Here is a 24,667-nt window from a genome sequence, read left to right on the forward strand (position 1 = left end):
AATACAAAAAATTTCTGTAAAATCGTACATGGTAGTTAGAGCCTTTGGGTTGTGTCGTAACTTTCTAAATGGCTCTAACTACCTTTTTTTCAAGGGCTTTTCTTATCCGTAATTCGGGTTAATATAATGAAATGTAATAAATAATAAAAAAGCCCGACTGAGGGGTGAGACAAATTTTGTATTTTTAAATCACATTAAAATTTAATATGAGAAAAGTACTATGATTTTTTACTAATTTAAAAGTTTGTTATACTTCGCATTATATAATAAAAACATATACGAACTCAAAAATGACAAGATCAACTTCGTTATACAAATTATTTATCAAAACACTAGAACAACAGATGTTCTCAAAAGAGATTGAGCAAATCTTAAAAGTTGTTGAAGGTATCACTGCTCTATTGGTCAGTAGTCAATTAAAGAATGGCGATGAAATTATTGATACTTTTAACAATTCGGTGGCAATATGCATTTTTAAAGATCAATTAACATTTCAGAACTCTCTTAGTCATGACTAAACTATAAGGATTAAGATTATGAGAGGTTTTGCTATTCATAATGCACCAACTAATCATGGTGGTCGTATTCTAGCTACTCAGATAAGAAATTCTCAAATGGGCAATTCTTTTGTTAGAGCGGGCGATGGGCATTTCTGTCCAAGATGTAAATGTTGGTCTTCAGTGATTAAAAGCCATGACCATATTATCTTTGATGGTAAGCCAGTTGCTTATGTCGGGGATAAATTAACATGCGGTGCTATTATTCAGCCGCAACAGTCGCATGTTGTTGGTGGGAGTAATGCTAATTATCATATAGTTTCTAATCCTCAAACTGAGCAAACTCTGCCTATAAGTGCTCAACAGAATTTAATAAATAGTTTTACAAATAAGAGGAAGTATGAGAACTATTATATTGAGTTTAATAAAACCGATTATGTAAAATTTAAAACAGGAATTCCTCCATACGATGAAGATAAAAAAGGGCTATTTGGGAGTGTTTTACAAATAGTTTCAGGAGCATGTGATTTTATCGTTACATCTATTTTAAAGAAAAAGAATCTGTTTATAACAGTTTCATATCACCCGCCAGTTGTAAAACATGATGCAAATAAAATCACTCCTTATGCAACTCTAAGACTCTATAAAGAAAAAAATAGAAAATCTGAATTATTAAAAATACAAGAATTGAAGTCTGATGGTGGGGTTTGGAGTATTGAGCGAGGAAAAGAACCAGTAGGTTTCTGTAACATTACCTTACCTGAGCCTGATTTACTCCTATTGAGGGTTGAATTAGATCTTGGATATGTATTGACGTTTAGCGGTGGAGTTGTTACCCCGATACCCAGTTTTACAACCCACAGCTTTACTTTAAATTCCGCAGCAAGGGAAGTTAGATGAAGAATTTTCTTATTTTTTTAACAGCCTTCTTGATATTCGGAAGCACTGCCTGCTCATCTAATGGACATAATACACATCATGGTGAAGTTGAACTCACTCAAGATAGTGAAGCTGCCCAGAGTCTTTCTGCAGAAGATCAATCTATTATAAAAAAATATAAAGATACGATTCATAATTTGAATTTTAGGGAAAGAGAACATGCGAATAAGGTAATGAAAGATAGTTTGTCTGAAATAAGCAAAATTAAGAATGATTCCGAGCGAGAAAAGTTGCAAATGCAGATTTACTTAGCCACAGCCATGTATAAAGAAGCTTATGATTTAAATAGTAAAATGTTAAAAACTAGGTTTAGCGAAGCACGTTTACTGACTCAATGTGAGTTGAGCTATTACGCTAAAAAGCCTAAAAATGAATATGAAAAATGTTATGCCCAAGTAGCGTCATTGCTGGAAAAGACATTGAAAGTCACTCCTAAAAATGACTCTGAATATTTATATGGTGAGTGGGGGTACTTACTCGCGATGTATAAGGCAGGACATGAAGAATATAGACAAAAAATGGAAGATTTTATTCATTCTACTCAAGATAAAACGCTGAAATATCAGTTTGAAAGTTCTTATGAGTTGGCGATTGAACAGATCGCTAGTTACCAGTGATCTTTGTTGTATTGGTTTTCAGGAGTGCGTAAATACATCAACCTAACCCTACTGTTGTGATGTATGCAAAATTCTTAAAATACGAACAGAATCTTTAACGTCATACACGACAACATAGTGCGTGCACCACAAGTTCTCGAGTTCCATGGATGAGACCAGATCGCCCTTTAATGGCAGCGAAGAATGCTATACACGCACGACTTAAAAGGAGACATTTGGGGTATGAAGAGGGTATGAATAACACTGAGTATCTAAGCGTATTCACTCAGTCTCCTCCTCACACTTCTTACACTCCAGCATCACCCCCAACTTTTCCTTGCGCCCTTGCTCTGTGATTACCCACGGGCGGTTTTGCCACGGTGGATTATGCCGCACATGCTGCCCATGACCGCAGGCCAAATCTGCGACCCAATCATTTTCTTCATCTAAATGAAAACCAATAATCGCTTGTTGCATCGCATACTCCTAAGTGCATGATGATCGTGGATAAAGCGTTACGAAAATTGCAGCAAAACCAAAGCCAAACTCCGCTATACTTTTGCTTATTCAATTCTTCAAAAGAGCACCGAAATATGCGCGTACTTGTTGTGATGGATCCCATCGAAAGTGTCAATTTGAAAAAAGACTCAACCATGGCGATGTTATGGGCGGCAAGCCGTCGTGGGCATACCTTGGGCTATGCATTACAGCAAGACTTATATATTGATCAGGGCAAGGCATTTGGTCTGATTGCATCGCTCAAAGTCTTTGAAGATTATAACCATTATTACGAATTGGGCGAAAAACGCAAAGAATCCTTAGCTGATTATGATGTCATTCTCATGCGTAAAGACCCGCCTTTTGACATGAATTTCGTTTATACCACATATATTTTAGAGCAAGCTGAACGCGAAGGCGCATGGATCATCAACAAGCCGCAAAGCCTGCGTGACTGTAATGAAAAGCTGTTTGCGACTCAATTCCCAGAACTACAAGTTCCGACATTGGTCACGTCACAACAAAGCCTGATTCGTGAATTTATTCAGCAACATGGTGATGTGATCGTTAAACCGCTCGATGGCATGGGCGGCATGGGAATTTTCCGTTTGTACCAAGATGGGGTCAATATTGGCTCAACCATTGAAATTCTGACCAACAACGGCACTCAGCCAATCATGGCGCAGCGCTATATTCCAGAAATTGTAGATGGTGATAAACGCATCCTCATGGTTAATGGTGAGCCTGTGCCTTATTGTTTGGCACGAATTCCACAAAATGGAGAAGTGCGTGGCAACTTAGCTGCAGGTGGTTTAGGCGAAGCACGTCCATTGACTGAAAATGACAAAGCCATTGCCGCCAAAGTCGGGCCATTTTTACGTGAAAAAGGCTTGGTTTTTGTCGGATTAGATGTGATTGGCAACTATGTCACTGAAATCAACGTGACCAGTCCAACGTGTATTCGTGAAATTGATGCACAGTTTGGTACATCCATTGCCGATGATTTATTTACCGTACTTGAAGCAGGTCGTCCCAACTAAGTTTGGGCTTTATGCTCACTGTATCAATACAAAAGCCGTTTTCTATTTGAAAGCGGCCTTGTTTTTAGAGACGTGGATACAAAAAACAACTTAAACACTTTGCAAAATAGATCAATCAAAGCAGGTAAAATTGAATAAAACTTAACATTTTCCGTAGATTAATAATAAAACTAGTTTAAACTTGAAAATCTGTAGAAAAAAACAATCAAGCACTTGGTGAAAAAAAGTAAATAACCTTTAAAGCCCATGCGTTTGTGATTACAATTGATAGCTTATACAAGATTTTTATTTGCCTTATTTTGAGTTGAAGAATTAAACCGTGACTGACGCACAGCAACAACAGCCTAAACATGTCATGATGATGGCCGCAGGTACAGGTGGACATGTTTTTCCCGCTTTGGCCGTCGCAAAACAATTACAGCAACAAGGGATTCAAGTGTCATGGTTGGCGACCCCAACGGGCATGGAAAATCGTCTGCTTAAAAATCATAATATCCCAATTTACCAAATTAATATTCAAGGTGTACGTGGCAACGGTTTGATCCGTAAACTGGCTGCACCATTTAAAATTTTAGGCGCAACGCTCAGTGCTGTGCGTTACATGAAGCAATTAAAAGTTGATGCTGTTGCAGGTTTTGGTGGTTATGTGGCAGGGCCGGGTGGCTTGGCAGCACGTGCTTTGGGTATCCCTGTGCTGATTCACGAGCAAAATGCAGTCGCGGGTTTTACCAACACTCAATTGTCACGTGTGGCAAAAACTGTGTGTCAGGCTTTCCCAAATACCTTTCCAAACAGTAACAAAATTGTCACCACAGGCAACCCTGTTCGTGAAGAAATCACTGCGACCTTAAGCCCTGCATGGCGCTATCAGGAACGTGAAAAAGCAGGCTTGCCAATTCGTATTTTAATTGTGGGTGGTTCACTAGGTGCACAAGCCTTAAATGAATGTGTACCTGAAACGTTAAAGCATCTAAATGTCGCTTTAGATGTTTATCATCAATGTGGGCAAAACCATGCCGAAGCGACGCAGGCACGTTATGCACACAAGCCTGACCATTTACAGGTTGAGGTACAGCCTTTTATTGAAGATATGGCCAAAGCCTATAGTGATGCCGATTTAATTATTTGTCGTGCGGGCGCACTCACGGTAACCGAGGTCGCGACTGCAGGTGTTGCAGCAGTATTTGTACCATTGCCTAGTGCGGTGGATGATCACCAAACTGCCAATGCCAAGTTTTTAGCCGATCTTGGTGCAGCAAAAATCTGTCCGCAAGCCAGCATGACACCTGAAAGTTTAACAACATTATTAACCCCGTTAATGAATCGTCAATTGTTGTCTGAAATGGCGGTCAAAGCCCGTCAGCAGGCGCAGCCTGATGCAACTCAACACGTGGTTCGTCTTATTCAAGCATTGTTCGAGTAAAATATGTCTCCATCTACACCCGCTGATCAAGCGAAAAAATTAATCAAAGTGCCTGAAATGCGCCGTATCAAACACATTCATTTTGTGGGTATTGGTGGCGCGGGGATGTGTGGTATTGCCGAAGTCTTGAAAAACCAAGGCTATAAAGTGTCGGGTTCAGACATCAAAGCTTCAAAAACCACAGCGCAATTAGAAGAAAACGGCATCAAGGTTTATATTGGGCATGCGGCAGAGAATATTAAAGGCGCCAATGTGTTGGTGGTGTCTACTGCAATTGACCCAGAAAACCCAGAAATTAAAACAGCAATTGACACCCGTATTCCTGTGGTGCGTCGTGCTGAAATGCTGGGCGAGTTGATGCGTTACCGTCATGGTATTGCAGTCGCGGGTACACATGGTAAAACCACCACTACCAGTTTAATCACCTGTATGTTGGCCGAAGAAAACATGGATCCAACTTACGTGATTGGTGGTTTGCTAAACCGTACTGGGGTCAATGCAGCATTGGGTGCTAGCCGTTATATCGTGGCAGAAGCCGATGAATCTGATGCATCGTTCTTATTCCTAGAGCCAATGGCGGCTGTGGTGACCAATATTGATGCCGACCACATGGACACCTATGGTGGTAGTTTCGATACCTTAAAAGATACCTTTATTCAATTTTTGCACAAACTGCCATTCTACGGTTTGGCTGTGGTGTGTGGTGATGATGCCAATATTCGTGAAATCATGCCGCGTATCGGGCGCCCTGTATTGACCTATGGTTTTAATGAAGACAACGATATTCGTGCCATTGATGTCGATCAAGACGGCATGCGCACACACTTTACTGTACTGCGTAAAGACCGCGAACCGTTACGCGTGACGGTGAATCAACCGGGGCTGCATAACGTATTGAATGCCTTGGCTGCAATTGGAATTGCCACCGATGAAGGCGTTTCTGATGGTGCAATTTGCCGTGCTTTAGAAGGCTTTAGCGGTGTCGGTCGTCGTTTCCAAGTACAAGGTGAGTTTGAGGTAGCAGACGGCAATGTGAAATTGGTAGATGACTACGGACATCACCCGAAAGAAGTGGAAGCCACCATTAAAGCTGCGCGTCAAAGTCATCCTGATCGCCGTTTGGTGATGTTGTTCCAACCACACCGTTTTAGTCGCACCCGTGACTGTTTTGATGACTTTGTGGAAGTGTTGTCACAAGTCGATCAATTGTTATTGCTCGATGTTTATCCTGCGGGTGAAAAACCAATTGTTGGCGCAGATAGCCGTACTTTGGCACGCAGTATTCGTTTGCGTGGTCAGGTTGAGCCAATTTTGGTCGATCCAAATGACGGCAACCTACCGAATATTGTGAAACAAGTGTTACAGGCCAATGACTTGTTATTGACCCAAGGTGCAGGTAATGTGGGGGCGATTTCAATCGAGCTTGCACAAAACCATTTATATTTAAAATAATCACAACCTGTGATGTTTGAATTTGATCGACCAGTTTAAAGTTTAAGGATATAAACGTGTCAAATGCTTCAAAGTTCGGCAAAGTTGCCGTGTTATTGGGTGGAAAATCTGCTGAGCGTGAGGTTTCTCTAGACAGCGGTCAAGCAGTACTCGAAGCACTGCTACGTTCTGGGGTCAATGCAGAAGCATTTGATCCACAAACACGTAGCGTGACCGAATTGGTCAATTATGATCGTGCCTTTATTGTGTTACACGGGCGCGGTGGTGAAGATGGTCAAATTCAAGGTGTTTTGGAATGGTTGAATATTCCATACACGGGTACGGGCGTGCAAGGTTCAGCCATTGGCATGGACAAAGTGAAGACCAAGCAAATTTGGCAAGGTTCTGACTTGCCAACTGCGCCATATCGTATTGTTAGCAAAGATTCCAATATTGAAGACGTGGTTGCCGAATTGGGTTTACCACTCATCATCAAGCCTGTACATGAAGGTTCAAGTATTGGCATGAGCAAAGTTGAAAAAGTAGAAGACTTTGCCGATGCTGTAGCGAAAGCAACTGCACATGACGCTATTGTTATGGCTGAAAAATGGATTACAGGACGTGAATTTACCATCGTGCTGTTAAATGGTCAGGCTTTACCGATTATTCGTTTAGAACCACCGAAAGATGTGGCGTTCTATGATTATGAAGCCAAATATCAACGTAATGATGTGCAATACGGTATTCCGTGTGGTTTAAGCACTGCCGAAGAGCAACAGTTACAAGCTTTGGCATTACGTGCCTTCCAAGCCGTGGGTGCAAGTGGCTGGGGTCGTATTGATGCCATGCAAGATGAGAACGGCAATTTCTGGCTATTGGAAGTGAATACCGTGCCGGGAATGACCAGCCACTCTTTAGTTCCGAAAGCGGCAAATGCAGTCGGCTATAGTTTTGATGAGCTGTGTGTGGCAATTTTGGCACAAACCCTTACAGGTGAAGCACACTAAATATGGCTCAACTTCCTGCATCCTTGCGCCGTAAACGGGCAGCGATTACCTCGATTCATGACAAACCGCCAACAGCCAAAGAAAAGCTGATTCATTTTGGCGGTTGGGTAATGCTGTGCGTTGCGGTGCTCGTGTTGGCAGTGGGTGCGTACGGGCTATACAAAGTCATGACCGATGCACAAATTGCCAAGCTAGATGTAGTGGGTACACGTTCAGATGCGGAACACCGCCAAGTGATGACGCATGTGAACCCTGTAATGACCAAGAACTATTTCACCTCTGACCTAGAGCAAATCCGCGATACCGCTTTGGAGTTGTCTTGGGTAGATCGAGTGGTGGTTTCACGTGCGTGGCCGAATGCTATTCGTGTGCGGGTTATGCCGCGTCATCCAATTGCACGTTGGGGGACAGGTCGTTTGCTCAGTGACAGCGGTGAAGTCTTTACCGAGGTCACGCCACAAAATAATCAACATTTACCGTTATTACACGGGCCAACGCATCAATCTAAAATGATGATGCGTCGTTATAATGAAATTAACCAATTATTCTTACCCGTCAACGATCGTTTAAAAGAACTATATTTAACAGAACGTATGACGTGGTTTATGCAGTTTGATTCAGGTCTACGTGTTATTGTAGATAAAGATCAAACCATGAGTAAGCTGCAGCGCTTGGGGCATCTTGCACAAAGTGATTTGAAACCTGTATGGTCTAAAATATCCGCCATCGATTTGCGTTATCGCAATGGTTTAGCCATTCAATGGAAAAACTCAATTCCGCCAAAAATTGCAAATGGTCACTTTGTTGTAACGATTGATGACACAAGCATTGCAGAGGGAATAAGAGCAAAGCCATAATATTGGGCTTTAAAAAAATAGAGGCATTAAGCCATAAATTAAACATACTGGTAATGGTAGTGAATAAATGAGTGAAGCTGTTCCCTCGGTTGTTGCGATTGACATTGGGACGCACAAAGTTTCAGTTTTGATTGCTAAGGTCCATGCGCCAGACAATATCCAAGTCATTGGTATGGCCACCGCACGTAATCGAGGCATGAGTAAAGGAAAAATTGTCAGTCTCGATAAAGTGATTACTGCAATTAAAAATGCTGTGCAAGAAGCGGAAGATATGGCGGAATGCCGAGTGCATTCGGCATGGATTTCTATTCCTAGTGCAGAGCTAAAAAGCTTTTATGCTTCAGGTCGCACACCTATTGAAAGTAGTGATCACACCATTACCACCAGTGAAGTGGTACGCGCCTTGGACTTGGCCAAAGCCAGTCACCTCACCTCAGACCATTATTTGGTGAGTGCAGTACCACTCGGTTTCGATTTAGATGATTCGGGTGAATGGGTACAAAACCCAATTCGTATGTCAGCACATAGCATGACGGGGCATTATCAATTGATGATGTTGCCTATTAGCACCATGCAGAATTTAGACCGTGCTTTAAAAGGTGCCAATATTGGTGTCGAAAAAATGGTGGTGTCAAATTTAGCCACTGCAGAAGCCAGTCTGCTTAAAGATGAAAAAGAATACGGTGTGTGTCTGGTAGATATTGGCGCAGGTACGACCAGTATTGCAGTTTATTTAGATGGACGTTTGGCCTTGGCACACACTTTGCAGCGTGGTGGTGAGCATGTCACCCGCGATATTGCAGCGGTGTTACAAACCACAACTGAAGAAGCTGAACGGATTAAGCTATTGTATGGCTGTGTAGATATGAAAGTGGTCAAACCTGATCACATGATTCAGATTCAGGGCATTGATGGGCCGCAAACCATTAGCCGTATTGAACTGGCGGAAATTATTATTGCGCGTTATGAAGAAATTTTTGCACAAATTCGTCAGGAACTCGAAAAGAGCGGTGCCATTCATGGTTTATATCATGGTGTGGTTTTGGCGGGTGATGCCTCACAAATTGAAGGCATGATCAGCTTGGTACGTCGTATGTTGGGTGTTTCGGCACACTTGGGGAATCATCCTTCACAAGTTTATGCCGATGAACCGCATCAGGCCGCCTTACGCCGTTCACAATATGCAACAGCTTCAGGCTTATTGCTTTATAGTCAAAACTATACTCAAGACACGATTGTAGAACATGAAGACCCTGAAACCTTATCGGTTTGGGGGCGTGTCGGACGGGCATGGTCTGGCTTGAACGAAAAGTTAAAATCTATTTTTTAGTTGAGTTTTTTGGGAATATTGTTAGGAAGTTGTACGGATCATCACTGGTACTTGACAAGCCAGAAGTTGAACAGCATTCTTAAAAATAATTTATATGAAGATCAAGGCAGTATACGGGCTTAAGTGACTGCCAATAACGTATTAGGAAATCTAAAGGTCATGGCCTCATTTGAATTTATAGATGATCAAACCGATAGCAACGGTCAAGCCCGTTTCACTGTGTTTGGTGTGGGTGGTGCAGGTGGTAACGCTGTGCAGCACATGCTTGAGTCGGATATTCAGGGTGTAAAATTTGTTTGTGCCAATACGGACAAACAAGCATTGGATCGCATGAATTCGCAATTCAAAATCCAGCTAGGTGAGCAAAGCACACGTGGTTTAGGCGCGGGCGGTGATCCTCAAGTGGGTCAAACTGCAGCGGAAGAAAGCCGCGAGCTGATCTGTCAGCAACTTGAAGGCACAGACATGGTGTTCGTGACTGCAGGGATGGGCGGTGGTACAGGTACAGGTGCTGCGCCAGTTGTGGCTGAAATTGCCAAAGAAATGGGCATTTTGACTGTTGGTGTGGTGACTACGCCATTTAACTTTGAGGGTAAGCGTCGCTTACTTTCTGCGGAAAAAGGGATTGCGGCATTAGAACAGCATGTAGACTCTTTAATCATTATTCCAAACCAGCGTTTAATGAAAGTTTACCGCGACATTTCAATGAAAGATGCGTATAAAAAAGCCGATGACGTTTTGTTGAACGGTGTACGCAGTATTTTTGATTTGGTGGTACGTCCAGGTCACATCAACCTAGACTTTGCTGACTTGAAAACTGCGATGAGTACGCGCGGTTATGCGATGATGGGTGTTGGTTCAGGTCGTGGTGAAAACCGTGCGCGTCAAGCGGCTGAACAAGCGATTCGTAGCCCATTGCTCGATAGCGTAACCATTGCCAATGCCAAAGGCTTGTTGATTAACGTAACGGGTGGTGATGATGTGACCTTCGGTGAAATCGAAGAGATCATGGACGTGATTCATCAACTTTCAGATACCGAACAAACCCAAGTATTCTACGGTACGGTATTTGATCCTGAAGCGCGTGACGAAATTAGCGTGACTGTTATTGCTACTGGTTTAGCGCGTAACACAGGCGATACACCAGAGCCTGCAAAACGCACCGTGACACAAACCACTTCTGCAGCACCAACAGCGGCAGTAGAAGAAGATGATGTGCCTGCAATTCAGCGTCAGCAGGCAGAAACTGCGCCTGCAATTAGTGCGACAACAACATCAGGCTCTGCGCGTCCAACGCCAATGAGTATTCAAGACTATTTGAAAAATCAGCAGCGTAAATAAGACAAGATCCTCAATTTCATTGTGTGATCGGGAAAAGGCAGTTTTAAACTGCCTTTTTTGTTTTTTATCAATGGCTAAATATGCTAACGTATAGCGGTTTTAAAATTTAGATGAATTGAGAACATGCTGAAACAACGTACCCTACAACGTGTCGTCAAGGCGAGCGGTATTGGTCTGCACAGTGGTCAAAAAGTATTGATCAACTTTGTGCCGCATCATGCCGATGGGGGAATTGTGTTTCGTCGTATCGATTTAAATCCGCCTGTCGATATTCCAGCCGATGCCATGCTGATTCAAGAAGCATTTATGTGCTCGAATTTGGTTCAGGATAATGCCAAAGTTGGCACTATTGAGCATGTTATGAGTGCAATTGCAGGGTTGGGCATTGATAACTTGATTATTGAAGTGTCTGCCTCTGAAGTGCCCATTATGGACGGCAGTGCAGGGCCTTTTATTTATTTGTTGATGCAGGGTGGTTTAAAAGAACAGGATGCTGCGAAAAAGTTCATCAAAATTTTAAAACCTGTAGAAGCTTTAATTGACGATAAACGTGCGGTGTTCAGTCCGCATGAAGGTTTTCAGCTCAATTTCACCATCGACTTTGATCATCCTGCCTTTAAAAAAGAATATCAGTCTGCCACCATCGATTTTTCTACAGAAACCTTTGTCTATGAAGTCAGTGGCGCACGTACTTTTGGCTTTATGAAAGATTTGGACTATTTAAAAGCCAATAATTTGGCTTTGGGTGCGAGTTTAGATAATGCCATTGGGGTAGATGATACAGGCGTGGTCAATGAAGAAGGTTTGCGCTTCTCGGACGAGTTTGTACGGCATAAAATTTTAGATGCTGTGGGGGATTTGTACTTGCTTGGACATCAAATTATTGCCAAGTTTGATGGTTATAAATCAGGACATGCCTTAAATAATCAGTTATTACGCAATGTTCAGAGCGATCCAACCAGTTATGAAATTGTAACATTTGATGACATAAATTCTTGCCCGATCACTTTTGTGCATGTGACATAAGTCATTGTCTTTTCTTACTACGTTATAATGTAACAATAATAATATGTGAATTTCATCACAAATTTGAGCACGAGTTTTTGGTGTTTTCTGCAAACAATTATTTTTTATTGCTTGCCAAACGTAACAAAGCTTGGCTAAGCTTAGGGTCGCTCACAAAGTCAGCAGCACCTCGTAACATATCTTGAGTTTCTGGACTAAGTGTTCTTAAAGGCTTTTCGCTTTTTGGGGGCGTTTGAGATTCAACTCTTAAACGAACTTGAATTTTTTGTATGTCTTTCAGTTCATGCAGTTGTGACAGTTGAGTAATGTATTGCTTTTGCAAATAAGCAAGTTGACTGACCATCGCTTGATTCGTTCCAGTAATGGTTAAGACACCTTGTTGATAACAAACCACCTGCCATTGCTCTGGTTGCGGCAGTAAAGGTTGAATAAGTTTGCCAAGTTTCTGCCATGCAGCAACTTGGGTTGAGAGAAACGTTAGGTTTCCTGTTTTTATGTGTTTTCTTGTTTGTTGAAAGAGATTCACAGGTTCGGACATACATCATTCCTTCATGTTTATGCCCTAATCTTATGCGCTCCTTTCAGTAGATATCAAGGAAGAGATCACAAGGAACTTCAAGTAAGAACAGTTAAGAGGTTTTTTTATGCATTCGCGCCGTATTTTATTAGCGTTTTCACTGGCAGCTTCGGCAGCATCTGTCGCATTTGCTGATTTAGTTGAGTTAGATTCTCAAAATTCATCGACTGATCGTATTGAGCAATTAACCCGCACCTTGTCACAAGGTTCTTATACAGAAACACAAGACATTGATGTTCCTGCACAAACGCAGATGACCGTTAAGCTTCGTGAAAAGACTACAGAATTAAACAATGCGTCTTTAGCAAAAAAATACGGTACCAATACCAGCACCCGTTTTGCTTCTTCAAATCCTTATGCTTGGTTAGTGTCACATCCATTACCAAATGCACGTATTAGCTCGAACTATGGCGGTCGTGTCATGAGTGGTCGTGCTGAAAACCATTCAGGCTTAGACCTTGCTGCACCAAGCGGTACTCCAATTTATGCGACTGGCCCAGGTATTGTGACCAAGTCAGGCTGGGGCACAGGTTATGGTCAATATGTAGAAATTAACCACGGTAATGGTTATATCACGCGCTACGCACACGCTTCACGTTTAATTGCACGTGTGGGTGACCGTGTAGATGCAGGCGAACATATTGCCAACGTGGGTTGTACAGGTCGTTGTACAGGTCCTCACTTACATTATGAAGTAGTGAAAGATGGTCAACGTAAGAACCCTTCTACCTATTTAGCAATGTTGCCGTAATGTTTTGGCTAGAAATTCATGCTCTAGCCACACTCACTGTAAACTACACGCGAACTACAAATTAAAACATGAAATTAAAGCGGCAAAGGTCGCTTTTCTTTATACTCACGTTTTAGCTTTTAGCGAAATCTAGTGAGACATTTCAGACATCAACTTATCACCTAAAAAAATAATAACACGCAGTATCTGCTTTATTGTATAAAAAACCGCCTAAATTGGCGGTTTTTTGTTATTTGCTGTAAGAATGTGTCAATGACTATTTATTTTCTAAATAGTATGCAGGATATGCATTTAAGATTAGCCATATCTACTAAAGTCTAAATTATGATACATATAAAGCATACGATTAGGCTTAGGAATAGTGAATTATGGCGTTTTACGGTGATACGGACTCACAAGAAACCCAAGAATGGCAAGACGCCTTTGATGCTGTGTTACAACATATGGGTACTGAACGGGCAGCATTTTTACTCGAAAAACTGTACCAACGTGCAATTGCAAAGCATGTACCCATTCAGCGATTAAATACTCCTTACCTCAATACCATTTCAGTGGAAGAACAACCTGCCATGCCGGGCGATCAGGATATGGAGCGTCGTATTCGCGCCCTGATTCGCTGGAATGCGTTGGCAATGGTATTGCGTGCCAATAAAACAGGTGATGATTTAGGTGGTCACCTTGCAAGTTTCGCATCTTCAGCAACATTGTATGATGTTGGTTTTAACCATTTCTTCCGTGCCAATAGTGATCATTTTGGCGGTGATATGATCTACTACCAAGGTCACTGTGCACCCGGTATTTATGCCCGTTCATTTTTAGAAGGGCGTTTAACCGAAGATCAATTGAATAATTTCCGCCGTGAAGTGGGCGGTAACGGTTTACCTAGCTATCCACATCCTTATTTAATGCCTGACTATTGGCAGTTCCCAACGGTGTCGATGGGTCTGGGTCCAATCATGTCAATTTATCAGGCACATATTCAAAAATACTTAATGAACCGCGGTTTAATTAAAGAAGAAGACCGTAAAGTCTGGGCATATCTAGGCGATGGTGAAATGGATGAGCCAGAAAGTTTGGGTGCAATTTCACTGGCAGGTCGTGAAAAGCTAGATAACCTGATTTGGGTGGTGAACTGTAACTTACAGCGTTTAGATGGCCCTGTACGCGGTAACGGTAAAATCATTCAAGAACTTGAGTCGTTATTCCGTGGCGCAGGTTGGCGCGTGATTAAAGTGGTCTGGGGGCGTCATTGGGATGCTTTATTAGACAAAGACGACACAGGTGCATTAAGAGCCATTATGGAAGAAGCGGTGGATGGTGATTATCAGCGCTTGCAAGTGAAAGGTGGTGCATACGCTCGTGAGAAATTCTTTGGTAAATATCCTGAAGCCAAAGAATTGGTCAAAGATTTAAGCGATGAAGATATTGATAACCTGAACCGTGGTGGTCACGATCCGTACAAAGTATTTGCGGCGTATGCTGAAGCATGTAAGGCCAAAGGTCAGCCAACGGTCATTTTAGCCAAAACTGTCAAAGGTTATGGTTTGTCTGATGAAATTGAAGCGGTGAACAAAACCCACCAAATCAAAAAAATGCAGTTGGATTCTTTAAAATATGTACGTGACCGCTTCAACTTGCCATTTAGCGATGAGCAACTTGAAGAAGTGCCGTTCTATCGTCCAAGTGAAAATTCGCCTGAATTGAAATATATGAAAGCGCGTCGCGAAGCGTTGGGTGGTTATTTGCCTGCGCGTCGTAAAGACAGCGAAGCTTTACAAATTCCTGAATTATCAGTTTTCGATTCAGTCTTGGCAGGTTCAGGTGGCAAAGAACAATCGACCACTATGGTGATGGTGCGTTTGATTTCTGCCCTGCTCAAAGAAAAAGCCATTAAAGACCGTGTGGTACCCATTGTACCCGATGAAGCACGTACTTTCGGTTTAGAAGGCATGTTCCGTCAACTGGGTATTTATGCCGCACATGGGCAAAAATACACCCCTGAAGACCAAGAACAATTGATGCATTATCGTGAAGCCAAAGACGGTCACATGCTGCAAGAAGGCATTAACGAAGCAGGTGCAATGAGTGCTTGGGCAGCTTTGGGTACCAGTTATTCGACCAATAACTTACCAATGATCCCAATGTATATGTATTACTCCATGTTTGGTTTCCAACGTATTGGGGATATTGCATGGGCGGCAGGTGATGCACAGGCGCAAGGTTTCTTGTTGGGTGCCACTGCAGGACGTACCACACTCAATGGTGAAGGCTTGCAACACCAAGATGGTCACTCGCATATTTTAGCCAATACTATTCCAAACTGTGTGTCCTATGACCCATGCTTTGGTTATGAGCTTGCCGTGATTGTGCATGATGGTTTGCAACGCATGTATGTCAATCAGGAGCGCGTGTTCTATTACCTCACCGTAATGAATGAAAACTACGAGCATCCTGAAATGCCACAAGGTGTGGAAGAAGGCATTAAGCGCGGCATGTATTTACTGCAGGAAGATGAAAAAGCCACGGTTCAATTGCTAGGTTCAGGTGTGATTTTGCGTGAAGTCATCAAAGCGGCGAAAATCTTGCGTGAAGAGTATCAAATCCACTCGAATGTCTACAGTGTGACCAGTTTTAACGAATTGGCACGTGATGGTATGGCGTGTGAAGAATACAACCGCTTGCATCCACTGGCAGAAGAAAGCAAAGAGCCGTGGATCTCACAACAGTTACGTGGCAAAGATGGCATTGTCGTGTCTGCTACCGATCACATGCGCGCCTATAGCGAGCAAATTCGCGGTTACTTGCCAGACAATCGTCCATTTGTTGCCTTAGGTACCGATGGTTATGGTCGTTCCGATACCCGCGGTAACTTGCGTAGCTACTTTGGGGTCGATGCAGCACATATTGTGGTAGCCACCTTGAAAAAACTGGCTGATGAAGGCGAAGTCGATGCGCGTTTGGTCAAAGATGCAATCTCGACATTTGAGTTAGATACAGATCGTCCTGTCGCGTGGGCACCGCAAGCGGTTCCTGAAGTACAAGCGGTTGCTGACTACAAAGAGGAGCACTGATCATGCAAATTCAAACGCCTGATATTGGTGTCGATAAAGCCACTGTTGCAGATATTCTTGTCAAAGTTGGCGACACGATTGCAGTTGATGACAGCATTGTCCTATTGGAATCAGACAAAGCCTCTGTTGAAGTACCCAGCACCGTTGCAGGGGTGGTGAAAAGTATTTTGGTACAACAAGGCGATGAAGTGACTGAAGGTGCGGTGCTGATTGAGTTGGAAACTGAAGCTCAAACGGCAGCTGCTACAGAAGTTGCTGCACCGCAAGCCCAAGTAGATGCTGCACCGAAGCAAGATGCTGAACCAGTGATCGCTGCAGAACCAAGCTCAGCGACATCAAACACTGCGCAAGAAGTAGATGTACAAGTACCTGACATTGGCGTGGAAAAAGCCGTTGTTGGGGAAATTTTAGTACAAGTCGGCGATGCGATTGATGTTGATCAAAGCATTATTGTGGTGGAGTCGGACAAAGCCACAGTAGAAGTGCCGAGTACGGTGTCGGGTACAGTTACCGCTATCCAAATCAATACGGGTGATACCGTAAAAGAAGGTGTGGTGATTCTGAAAGTGAAAACCGCCGCTGCTGCAGTCACACAGGTGGAAACACCTCAAGTGGCATCAGCAGAAGCGGCTGCTGCAACAGCGAGCGCAGCAACCGCATCGGCACCACAAACAACAGCATCAGCACAGGTTGAAGTCGCAGTGCCTGATTTAGGGGTCGATAAAGCCACAGTGGCAGAAATTTTGGTACAAGTGGGCGATACGGTTGCTGCTGACCAAAGTTTGATTGTGGTGGAATCAGACAAGGCTACGGTAGAAGTGCCAAGTACTACTGCAGGCGTGATTCAAGCGATTCATGTAGAATTAGGACAAAGTGTTGCGCAGGGCAATGCCTTAGTGACGATAGTAACTGCAAGCGCAGCTGCACCAACAGCAGTTGCAGCAGCTCAAGTTGCCTCTGCACCAAGTGCATCGCCAGCAGTCAGTGCTGCATCTACAGCACAAACCACGACAGTTGCAGCAAGTGCGCATACGAATGTAGATAAATTGAGCAAGGCGCAACATGAAGCCAATGCAAAAGTGTATGCAGGCCCTGCTGTGCGTAAACTGGCACGTGAGTTGGGTGTCGTTTTAGCCGATGTAAACGCCACTGGCCCACATGCACGTGTACTCAAAGAAGACTTGAAGGCTTATGTTAAAGCGCGTCTTACTGCGCCGCAGACTGCTCCTGTCGCTGCTACAACACAGCAAGTTACAGGTTTGCCAAAGTTGCCTGATTTTAGTGCATTTGGTGGCGTGGAAGAAAAAGGTTTGACGCGCTTACAACAAGTGTCAATTCCGCAATTGTCCCTGAACAATTACATTCCACAAGTCACGCAATTTGATTTGGCCGATATTACTGAGCTAGAAGCGTGGCGCAGTGAATTGAAAGCTAACTTCAAAAAAGAAGGTGTTAGCTTGACCATTTTGGCGTTCATTGCCAAAGCAGTAGCGCATTTGCTGAAAGATGAGCCATATTTCGCTGCGCATCTGGCAGACGATCAAAAGTCTGTGCTGCTGCGTAAAGAAATCCACATGGGCATTGCGGTGGCAACCCCCGATGGTTTAACCGTGCCTGTACTACGTAATCCAGATCAGAAATCGATTAAACAAATTGCGATTGAACTGGGTGAGTTGAGTCAAAAAGCGCGTGATAAAAAGTTGTCGCCTAAAGATTTACAAGGTGCAAACTTTACCATCACCAGTTTAGGTTCGATTGGCGGTACGGCATTTACGCCGTTGGTGAACTGGCCGCAGGTTGCGATTTTGGGTATTTCACCAGCGACCATGCAGCCTGTCTGGAATGGTGAAGGCTTTGATCCGCGCTTGATGTTGCCATTGTCATTGTCGTATGACCATCGGGTAATTAATGGCGCAGATGCAGCACGTTTTACCCATAAACTGACCCAGTTGTTGGCAGATATTCGTAGCTTGCTGCTCTAAACTCAGAAAAGCTTTATAAAACCCTGCTGCGGCAGGGTTTTTTGTCACTGCCGTTATTCGGCTAAATTTGCTTAACCGCAGTATTCCGTTTAGAATAGCTGTACTTCATTGGGGAGTAGCCGCTTTTTACTAATTTCTGTTTCAACTGAATGCAGTAAAAAGGTGATGGTCAACATATTTGTTCCACAGAACATGGTCATCATAGCAAAGAACCAAGTCTGCTTTTTCAAGCTTTCTTTTGTTGGCAAGACCTTTGATTTATCACTCTGCAGATTTTGGCTAGCAGGAGGGATAGGTCATTGGTATGTGTGCTAGCCAGAGAAAAACATCATGTATGAATTCCTCATCTCGACTGCCATTGTCGCCTTAGCCGAAATGGGTGATAAAACCCAACTATTGGCTTTATTACTCGCGGCACGTTTTCGTAAACCTGCTCCAATCTTGGTTGCTATTTTACTGGCAACACTCATTAACCACGGACTTTCTGCAGTTTTAGGGCAGTGGATTACCACGGTACTTAGCCCAGAAATTTTATTGTGGATTTTGTCTTTAGGTTTTATTGGCATGGCGATTTGGATGCTTATTCCAGACCAGCTAGATGATGAAACTGAAAGCATCAACAAGTGGCAAAAATACGGTGTATTTGGCGCGACCTTTGTATTGTTCTTTTTGGCAGAAATTGGCGATAAAACTCAAATTGCCACAGTGGCTTTAGCCGCACGTTATGACAGCGTGTTTTGGGTCATGCTTGGAACCACTTTGGGGATGATGCTGGCCAATGCACCTGCGGTATTTATTGGCAATAAATTAGCGACCCGATTGCCAATTGCTTTAATTCATAAAATTGGTGCACTGATTTTCCTAATTATTGGTGTGTCGACTTTGGCGCAACATTATTTATTCTAAATTATTCATTAAAATGCATAAATCCTGAGCAAACTGCTCGGGATTTATTTATGTGAATGGTACTGCAATTCACTGATATTTCAGATAATCTGAGCCATTTTATTTATTGTAACTTTCCATAAATAGCTATATGTTATTCAATGATAGAAAATCTATTTTTAAAATGAAAAAATTGGGGATTGGTTATGGCATTTGACCGTACAACATCGCAGGTCTTATTTGATAATGGGACACATAAATGTATTAGTTTTACCAGTTTGGTCAAAGGTGAAGGTGTTCAGGCCAACCAATTTCTGATCATTGATAATAACCGTGCCGCAGTGCTAGACCCGGGTGGCGACCTGACCTATGTACCACTGACCATGGAATTAAACAAATATACCCGTTTGACCAATCTTGACTATGTCATGGCATCGCACCAAGACCCAGACATCATCACTTCAATGCCACGTTGGTTGGTCTATACCGAAGCAAAAATCGTAGCATCAAAATTGTGGGCGCGTTTCTTGCCGCACTTAAGCTCATCTTTTATGAGTGATCGTATGAAAGGCAACTGGCTAGATCGTTTGGTGGAACTGCCAGATGAAGGTCAGGCAATTCCTTTGGGCGAGTCTAAAATTATTGCTGTGCCTGCGCACTTCTTGCACTCTGTTGGTAATTTCCAGTTTTATGATCCTATCGCCAAAATTTTATTTTCTGGTGATATGGGTGCGTCAATGGTGGAAGATGCTTCAATTCCATTGACTGATTTTGCTGCGCATATTCCTGCGATGAAAGGCTTCCATCAGCGCTATATGTGTTCCAATAAAGTGATTCGCCTCTGGGTGAATATGGTACGCACCATGGACGTTGAAATGATTGTGCCGCAACACGGTACGCCATTTGTGGGCAAAGAACAGGTGAATCAATTCTTAGACTGGATTGAAACACTGGAATGTGGCGTCGATTTGATGGATGAACACGTTTTTAGCTGCCCTGAATAAGCGACAAAAAAAGCTGAAAAAACTGTAAAAAAAACTTGAGTGCAAAAACAACTTTTTTTAAGATTTTCGCCCAAAAACGATTTTTTTGATGACGAGAACTTAACGAATGTTGTCTCAAGTACCTACAGCAGATGCCTGCTTAAGCTGCGGCGCGTGTTGCGCTTATTTCCGTGTTTCATTTTATTGGGCTGAAGGCATGAATATGCCTGAGCACTACACGGAACCAGTAACAGCAGTCTATTCATGCATGTGTGGTACCAATCAGAGTCAGCCGCGTTGTGTCGCTTTAGAAGGTGAAGTTGGACAGCAAGTGAGCTGCGGGATTTATGAATTACGCAGCAGCTCTTGTAAAGAAGTGCAAATTGCCGATGATCAATGCAATAAAGCACGTCGTGCGCATAACATGATTCCATTTGTGCAAGTCGATCCAGCCATTTCTGTGAATGATGATGACTTCGATCAAGTGGTTTAATGGTGCTTTAAGTTGTTGATCGCAATCCAGATTGAAAAAGCAAAGCTGCGGCTTTGCTTTTTTTTACGGCTAATTTTGGATAAATAGCCAATCATGGTTCACATTGAAGCGGCTTTATCTGCCTGAAAAATGAAACATCGCAAGTTTTAAACCTGCACGGCTAAAAAGCAAACTAAGGATGAAAACTTCAATTTTTAGATGAAAATTACCGATTTTTTCATGTCGCATCCCCCAGAAGGGCAGAATAAAAAATATTTCTTAGAGAACAAATGAAATTTGTGCCCAGATTTGTTTATAATGGCTCACGGAAATTACCAGTGAGACTGTTATGCTGACCATCGTTCAAGAAGCGTTAACCTTCGATGATGTCTTATTACTCCCTGCCTATTCTACTGTTCTCCCAAAAGATGTCTCCTTAAAGACACGTTTTACGCGCGGCATTGACCTGAATATTCCTTTGGTTTCAGCAGCAATGGATACGGTGACTGAATCTCGTATGGCAATTGCGATGGCGCAAAACGGTGGTATTGGTATTTTGCATAAAAACATGGACATCGTTGCGCAAGCAGCCGAAGTGCGCCGTGTGAAAAAATTTGAAGCGGGTATGGTGAAAGACCCGATTACCGTAACGCCAGAAACTACAGTACGTGAATTGATTGCGCTGACTCAAGCCAATAATATTAGCGGTGTACCTGTGGTAAAAGATGGCAAAGTTGTCGGTATTGTGACAGGACGTGATACACGTTTTGAAACCAACCTTGAACAACCTGTCAGCAATATCATGACAGGTCAAGATCGTTTAGTGACAGTACGCGAAGACGAATCTAAAGAAAACATTCAAGCTTTATTGCAACAGCATCGTATTGAAAAAGTCTTGGTGGTGAATGACCAGCAGGAATTAAAAGGCTTAATTACGGTCACTGATTTCCGTAAAGCAGAATTGTATCCAAACAGCTGTAAAGATGACTTAGGTCGTTTACGTGTGGGTGCTGCAGTGGGTACAGGCGCAGAAACACCAAGCCGTGTAGAAGCATTGGTTGAAGCAGGTGTCGATGCGATTGTGGTTGATACAGCACACGGTCACTCTGCAGGTGTAATTGAGCGTGTACGTTGGGTAAAAGCCAACTATCCACAAGTTCAAGTGATTGGCGGTAACATTGCAACTGGCGATGCTGCTTTGGCATTGTTAGATGCAGGTGCAGATGCAGTGAAAGTGGGGATTGGCCCGGGTTCAATCTGTACCACACGTATTGTGGCAGGTATTGGTATGCCGCAAATCTCTGCAATTGACGCTGTTGCCAATGCATTGAAAGAACAGATTCCATTAATTGCCGATGGTGGTATTCGCTTCTCTGGTGATATGGCCAAAGCGATTGGTGCAGGTGCAAGTACCATTATGGTGGGTTCATTGCTTGCTGGTACTGAAGAAGCACCGGGCGAAGTTGAATTCTTCCAAGGTCGTTACTACAAAGCATACCGTGGTATGGGTTCATTGGGTGCAATGGCGGGTGCAACAGGTTCTGCAGACCGTTATTTCCAAGACTCGAAAGCAGGTGCAGAAAAACTTGTACCAGAAGGTATTGAAGGTCGTGTACCGTACAAAGGCCCAATGGGCAACATCGTGCATCAGATGATGGGTGGTTTACGTTCATCTATGGGTTATACAGGTTCTTCAACCATTGAAGATCTACGCCAAAATGCTAAATTCGTGAAAATTACTGCAGCAGGTATGCAGGAATCTCACGTGCATGATGTGACGATTACTAAAGAAGCGCCGAACTATCGCGTTGGTTAATATGAACTATCGCGTTGGTTGATATTTAGTAGCATTTTCAAATAAAAGCCGTCATCAATGTGACGGCTTTTTCATTTTTGGTGTAAAGTAACTCGCAGTAAAAAAGTGATGATAAAGATCACCCCTAAGAAGTGAGAACAATATGAGTTATTTTGGTACAGACGGCATTCGAGGGAAGTTTGGAGAGTTACCAATTACACCTGATTTTGCATTAAAACTAGGTTTTGCAGCAGGTAAAGTTTTAAAAAAACACACCAAAAAAAATAAACCTATTGTGGTATTGGGTAAAGATACACGTCTTTCAGGCTATATTTTAGAAGCAGCATTACAGGCGGGTTTAAATGCCGCAGGTGTCTATGTGCATTTGCTCGGTCCTTTGCCTACGCCCGCCATTGCACACTTAACCCGTGCTTTGCATGCCAGTTTAGGTATTGTGATTTCAGCATCGCATAATCCATATTTTGATAACGGGATTAAATTCTTCTCGGGCGAAGGGAAAAAGCTGCCAGATGCCTTGCAAGAAGAAATTAACCAAGAATTGCAGCAAGAATTAAAAATTGATGATACGGCCAACTTGGGTAAAAGCGTTCGTGTTAAAGATGCCAATGGGCGTTACATCGAGTTTTGTAAATCGACCTTTCCATATCATTTAGATTTAAATGACCTCACTATTGTGGTCGATTGCGCCAATGGTGCTGCCTACAATGTTGGCCCTGCGGTATTTCGTGAATTAGGCGCGAAAGTGATTGCCATTCACAATGAACCGAATGGTTTAAACATCAACGAAAATTGCGGCTCAACCCATCCTGAAAGTTTGCAAAAAGCAGTGCTTGAGCATCAGGCGGACTTGGGGGTTGCATTTGATGGTGATGCAGACCGTGTGATTTTGGTGGACAGTCAAGGCAAGCAAATTGATGGCGACCACATTTTATATATTCTTGCTACACAAGGCTCGAAAAAACCTGCAGGTATTGTCGGGACGTTAATGAGCAATATGGCATTGGAATTGGCGTTGGAAAAAGCCCAAGTACCATTACTCCGTGCCAATGTCGGTGACCGTTACGTGCTACAAGGTCTGGAAGAAAATGGCTGGGTTATTGGTGGTGAGCCATCGGGGCATATTTTGACTTTGGACAAGAGCACCACAGGTGATGCAATTATTGCTGCCTTGCAAGTGTTAACGGTGATGGTCGAACAAAATAAAGCCCTACATGAATTGGTGGCAGATTTTAAACTGTTGCCAAATGTGCTGGAAAACGTGCGCTTAGCAAATATGTTTGATCCGTATACCGTTCCTGCCTTGGTGGAAGAGTTTGACCGTGCTACGGAACAGCTGAAAGGTCGTGGACGCTTATTGATTCGTAAATCGGGCACTGAACCTGTGATTCGTGTCATGGTGGAAGGTGATGATTTGGCTGAAGTGAAGGCAATGGCGAAAGATTTAGCAGATGCTGTACGTCGTCATGCCGTCTAAAAGGGGGGTAAATCGTGAGTGATTTAATTAAAGATTTAAGTGAGCTGCGTTTAAGTTACCAAAAAGGTGAATTGCTAGAAGCACAGGTCAGTGCCAATCCGCATATTCAGTTTTTGAATTGGTTTAACCATGCCTTAGAAGCCAAGCTGCATGAACCGTATGCGATGTCATTGGCGACTGCCAATGCGCAAGGTCGTCCGCATGTGCGTACTGTGTTGCTGCGTGGAGCCACCGAAGCAGGCTATGACTTTTATACCAATTATGACAGTCAAAAAGGGTTGGATTTAGCGGCCAATCCTTATGCTGAATTGTTATTTTACTGGCCTGAACTGGAACGTCAGATTCGTGTCAGCGGTTATGTCGAAAAAATTGATGAGCAAGAATCGACAGCGTATTATCACAAACGCCCACGTGACAACCAAATCGCTGCGCATATTAGCACTCCGCAAAGTGGTGTGATTGCCAGCCGTGAAGAACTACAGGCGCGTTTCCAAGACTTGCATGCCCAAGTGGGCGATCAATCTGAATTGCAAAAACCTATATTTTGGGGCGGTTACCGCTTGCAGCCTGATTATTACGAATTTTGGCAAGGCCGTCCGAACCGTTTGCATGACCGCTTAGCTTATGAAAAAATTGAAGGTGACTGGAAACTACAACGCTTGATGCCTTAA

21 protein-coding genes and 1 riboswitch are annotated in these 24,667 nt (G+C 43.1%); of the genes, 19 read left to right on the forward strand and 2 right to left on the reverse strand.

What is annotated here, in order from left to right; genetic code table 11:
• The first annotated feature begins 536 nt into the window (after positions 1 to 536).
• Positions 537 to 1,397: a PAAR domain-containing protein gene (locus tag FTV41_RS11280; protein WP_178867106.1), complete on the forward strand. Its 861-nt coding sequence runs from the start codon at positions 537 to 539 to the stop codon at positions 1,395 to 1,397.
• The gene (locus tag FTV41_RS11285; protein ID WP_179996563.1) at positions 1,394 to 2,053 is read left to right on the forward strand and encodes a hypothetical protein; all 660 of its coding nucleotides are present in this window, start codon (positions 1,394 to 1,396) and stop codon (positions 2,051 to 2,053) included. Before FTV41_RS11280 ends, FTV41_RS11285 begins: the two co-directional genes overlap by 4 nt.
• A gap of 261 nt (positions 2,054 to 2,314) precedes the next feature.
• Here the strand turns inward: FTV41_RS11285 and FTV41_RS11290 are convergent, their stop codons facing one another.
• Positions 2,315 to 2,509 (reverse strand): DUF3565 domain-containing protein, encoded by a 195-nt coding sequence (locus tag FTV41_RS11290; protein ID WP_070155853.1) that lies wholly within the window; start codon positions 2,507 to 2,509, stop codon positions 2,315 to 2,317.
• Between the two features lie 116 nt (positions 2,510 to 2,625).
• Between FTV41_RS11290 and gshB the strand changes: the two genes are divergently transcribed.
• From gshB to lpxC, 8 genes are all read left to right on the forward strand, one after another.
• Positions 2,626 to 3,570 carry a glutathione synthase gene (gene gshB / locus FTV41_RS11295; RefSeq protein WP_004974228.1) on the forward strand — a complete coding sequence of 315 codons (945 nt, stop codon included), beginning with the start codon at positions 2,626 to 2,628 and terminating at the stop codon, positions 3,568 to 3,570.
• Between the two features lie 319 nt (positions 3,571 to 3,889).
• Positions 3,890 to 4,993, forward strand: coding sequence for an undecaprenyldiphospho-muramoylpentapeptide beta-N-acetylglucosaminyltransferase (murG, locus tag FTV41_RS11300; protein WP_179996564.1), 1,104 nt, complete (start codon positions 3,890 to 3,892; stop codon positions 4,991 to 4,993).
• Between the two features lie 3 nt (positions 4,994 to 4,996).
• Positions 4,997 to 6,445 (forward strand): UDP-N-acetylmuramate--L-alanine ligase, encoded by a 1,449-nt coding sequence (murC, locus tag FTV41_RS11305; RefSeq protein WP_179990852.1) that lies wholly within the window; start codon positions 4,997 to 4,999, stop codon positions 6,443 to 6,445.
• A 56-nt stretch (positions 6,446 to 6,501) separates the two neighbouring features.
• Positions 6,502 to 7,431: a D-alanine--D-alanine ligase gene (locus FTV41_RS11310; protein WP_004974232.1), complete on the forward strand. Its 930-nt coding sequence runs from the start codon at positions 6,502 to 6,504 to the stop codon at positions 7,429 to 7,431.
• Between the two features lie 2 nt (positions 7,432 to 7,433).
• Positions 7,434 to 8,288 carry a cell division protein FtsQ/DivIB gene (locus FTV41_RS11315; RefSeq protein WP_004974235.1) on the forward strand — a complete coding sequence of 285 codons (855 nt, stop codon included), beginning with the start codon at positions 7,434 to 7,436 and terminating at the stop codon, positions 8,286 to 8,288.
• A 67-nt stretch (positions 8,289 to 8,355) separates the two neighbouring features.
• Complete coding sequence (gene ftsA / locus FTV41_RS11320) at positions 8,356 to 9,618, forward strand: cell division protein FtsA (RefSeq protein WP_004974236.1); 1,263 nt, start codon at positions 8,356 to 8,358, stop codon at positions 9,616 to 9,618.
• Positions 9,619 to 9,777: 159 nt separating this feature from the next.
• Positions 9,778 to 10,959: a cell division protein FtsZ gene (gene ftsZ, locus FTV41_RS11325; protein ID WP_004974238.1), complete on the forward strand. Its 1,182-nt coding sequence runs from the start codon at positions 9,778 to 9,780 to the stop codon at positions 10,957 to 10,959.
• A 123-nt stretch (positions 10,960 to 11,082) separates the two neighbouring features.
• Positions 11,083 to 11,985 carry a UDP-3-O-acyl-N-acetylglucosamine deacetylase gene (gene lpxC, locus FTV41_RS11330; protein ID WP_179990241.1) on the forward strand — a complete coding sequence of 301 codons (903 nt, stop codon included), beginning with the start codon at positions 11,083 to 11,085 and terminating at the stop codon, positions 11,983 to 11,985.
• A gap of 97 nt (positions 11,986 to 12,082) precedes the next feature.
• Here the strand turns inward: lpxC and FTV41_RS11335 are convergent, their stop codons facing one another.
• Entirely contained in the window at positions 12,083 to 12,523 is a 441-nt protein-coding gene (locus tag FTV41_RS11335) for a DciA family protein (protein WP_004974242.1), read from the reverse strand.
• Positions 12,524 to 12,629: 106 nt separating this feature from the next.
• Between FTV41_RS11335 and FTV41_RS11340 the strand changes: the two genes are divergently transcribed.
• The 9 genes from FTV41_RS11340 (at position 12,630) to pdxH (ending at position 24,667) form a co-directional block, all read left to right on the forward strand.
• Complete coding sequence (locus FTV41_RS11340) at positions 12,630 to 13,313, forward strand: M23 family metallopeptidase (RefSeq protein WP_004974246.1); 684 nt, start codon at positions 12,630 to 12,632, stop codon at positions 13,311 to 13,313.
• 368 nt (positions 13,314 to 13,681) lie between these two features.
• On the forward strand, positions 13,682 to 16,384 hold the full coding sequence (gene aceE / locus FTV41_RS11345) for a pyruvate dehydrogenase (acetyl-transferring), homodimeric type (protein WP_096901655.1): 2,703 nt from the start codon (positions 13,682 to 13,684) through the stop codon (positions 16,382 to 16,384).
• A gap of 2 nt (positions 16,385 to 16,386) precedes the next feature.
• Positions 16,387 to 18,366, forward strand: a complete 1,980-nt coding sequence (locus FTV41_RS11350) for a 2-oxo acid dehydrogenase subunit E2 (protein ID WP_179990246.1) — start codon at positions 16,387 to 16,389, stop codon at positions 18,364 to 18,366.
• A 98-nt stretch (positions 18,367 to 18,464) separates the two neighbouring features.
• Positions 18,465 to 18,624: riboswitch (yybP-ykoY riboswitch) on the forward strand.
• Between the two features lie 72 nt (positions 18,625 to 18,696).
• Positions 18,697 to 19,272, forward strand: coding sequence for a TMEM165/GDT1 family protein (locus FTV41_RS11355; protein ID WP_004974251.1), 576 nt, complete (start codon positions 18,697 to 18,699; stop codon positions 19,270 to 19,272).
• A gap of 185 nt (positions 19,273 to 19,457) precedes the next feature.
• The gene (locus FTV41_RS11360) at positions 19,458 to 20,255 is read left to right on the forward strand and encodes an MBL fold metallo-hydrolase (protein WP_004974253.1); all 798 of its coding nucleotides are present in this window, start codon (positions 19,458 to 19,460) and stop codon (positions 20,253 to 20,255) included.
• A gap of 106 nt (positions 20,256 to 20,361) precedes the next feature.
• Complete coding sequence (locus tag FTV41_RS11365; RefSeq protein WP_004974255.1) at positions 20,362 to 20,727, forward strand: YkgJ family cysteine cluster protein; 366 nt, start codon at positions 20,362 to 20,364, stop codon at positions 20,725 to 20,727.
• Between the two features lie 328 nt (positions 20,728 to 21,055).
• A complete protein-coding gene (gene guaB / locus FTV41_RS11370; RefSeq protein ID WP_004974257.1) occupies positions 21,056 to 22,522 on the forward strand; it encodes an IMP dehydrogenase in 1,467 nt (488 codons plus the stop codon).
• Positions 22,523 to 22,664: 142 nt separating this feature from the next.
• Entirely contained in the window at positions 22,665 to 23,996 is a 1,332-nt protein-coding gene (glmM, locus tag FTV41_RS11375) for a phosphoglucosamine mutase (protein WP_131261207.1), read from the forward strand.
• Positions 23,997 to 24,010: 14 nt separating this feature from the next.
• Complete coding sequence (gene pdxH / locus FTV41_RS11380; protein WP_179996565.1) at positions 24,011 to 24,667, forward strand: pyridoxamine 5'-phosphate oxidase; 657 nt, start codon at positions 24,011 to 24,013, stop codon at positions 24,665 to 24,667.

It is taken from the genome of Acinetobacter sp. YH16051 (assembly GCF_013417135.1).
Lineage (GTDB): Bacteria > Pseudomonadota > Gammaproteobacteria > Pseudomonadales > Moraxellaceae > Acinetobacter > Acinetobacter towneri.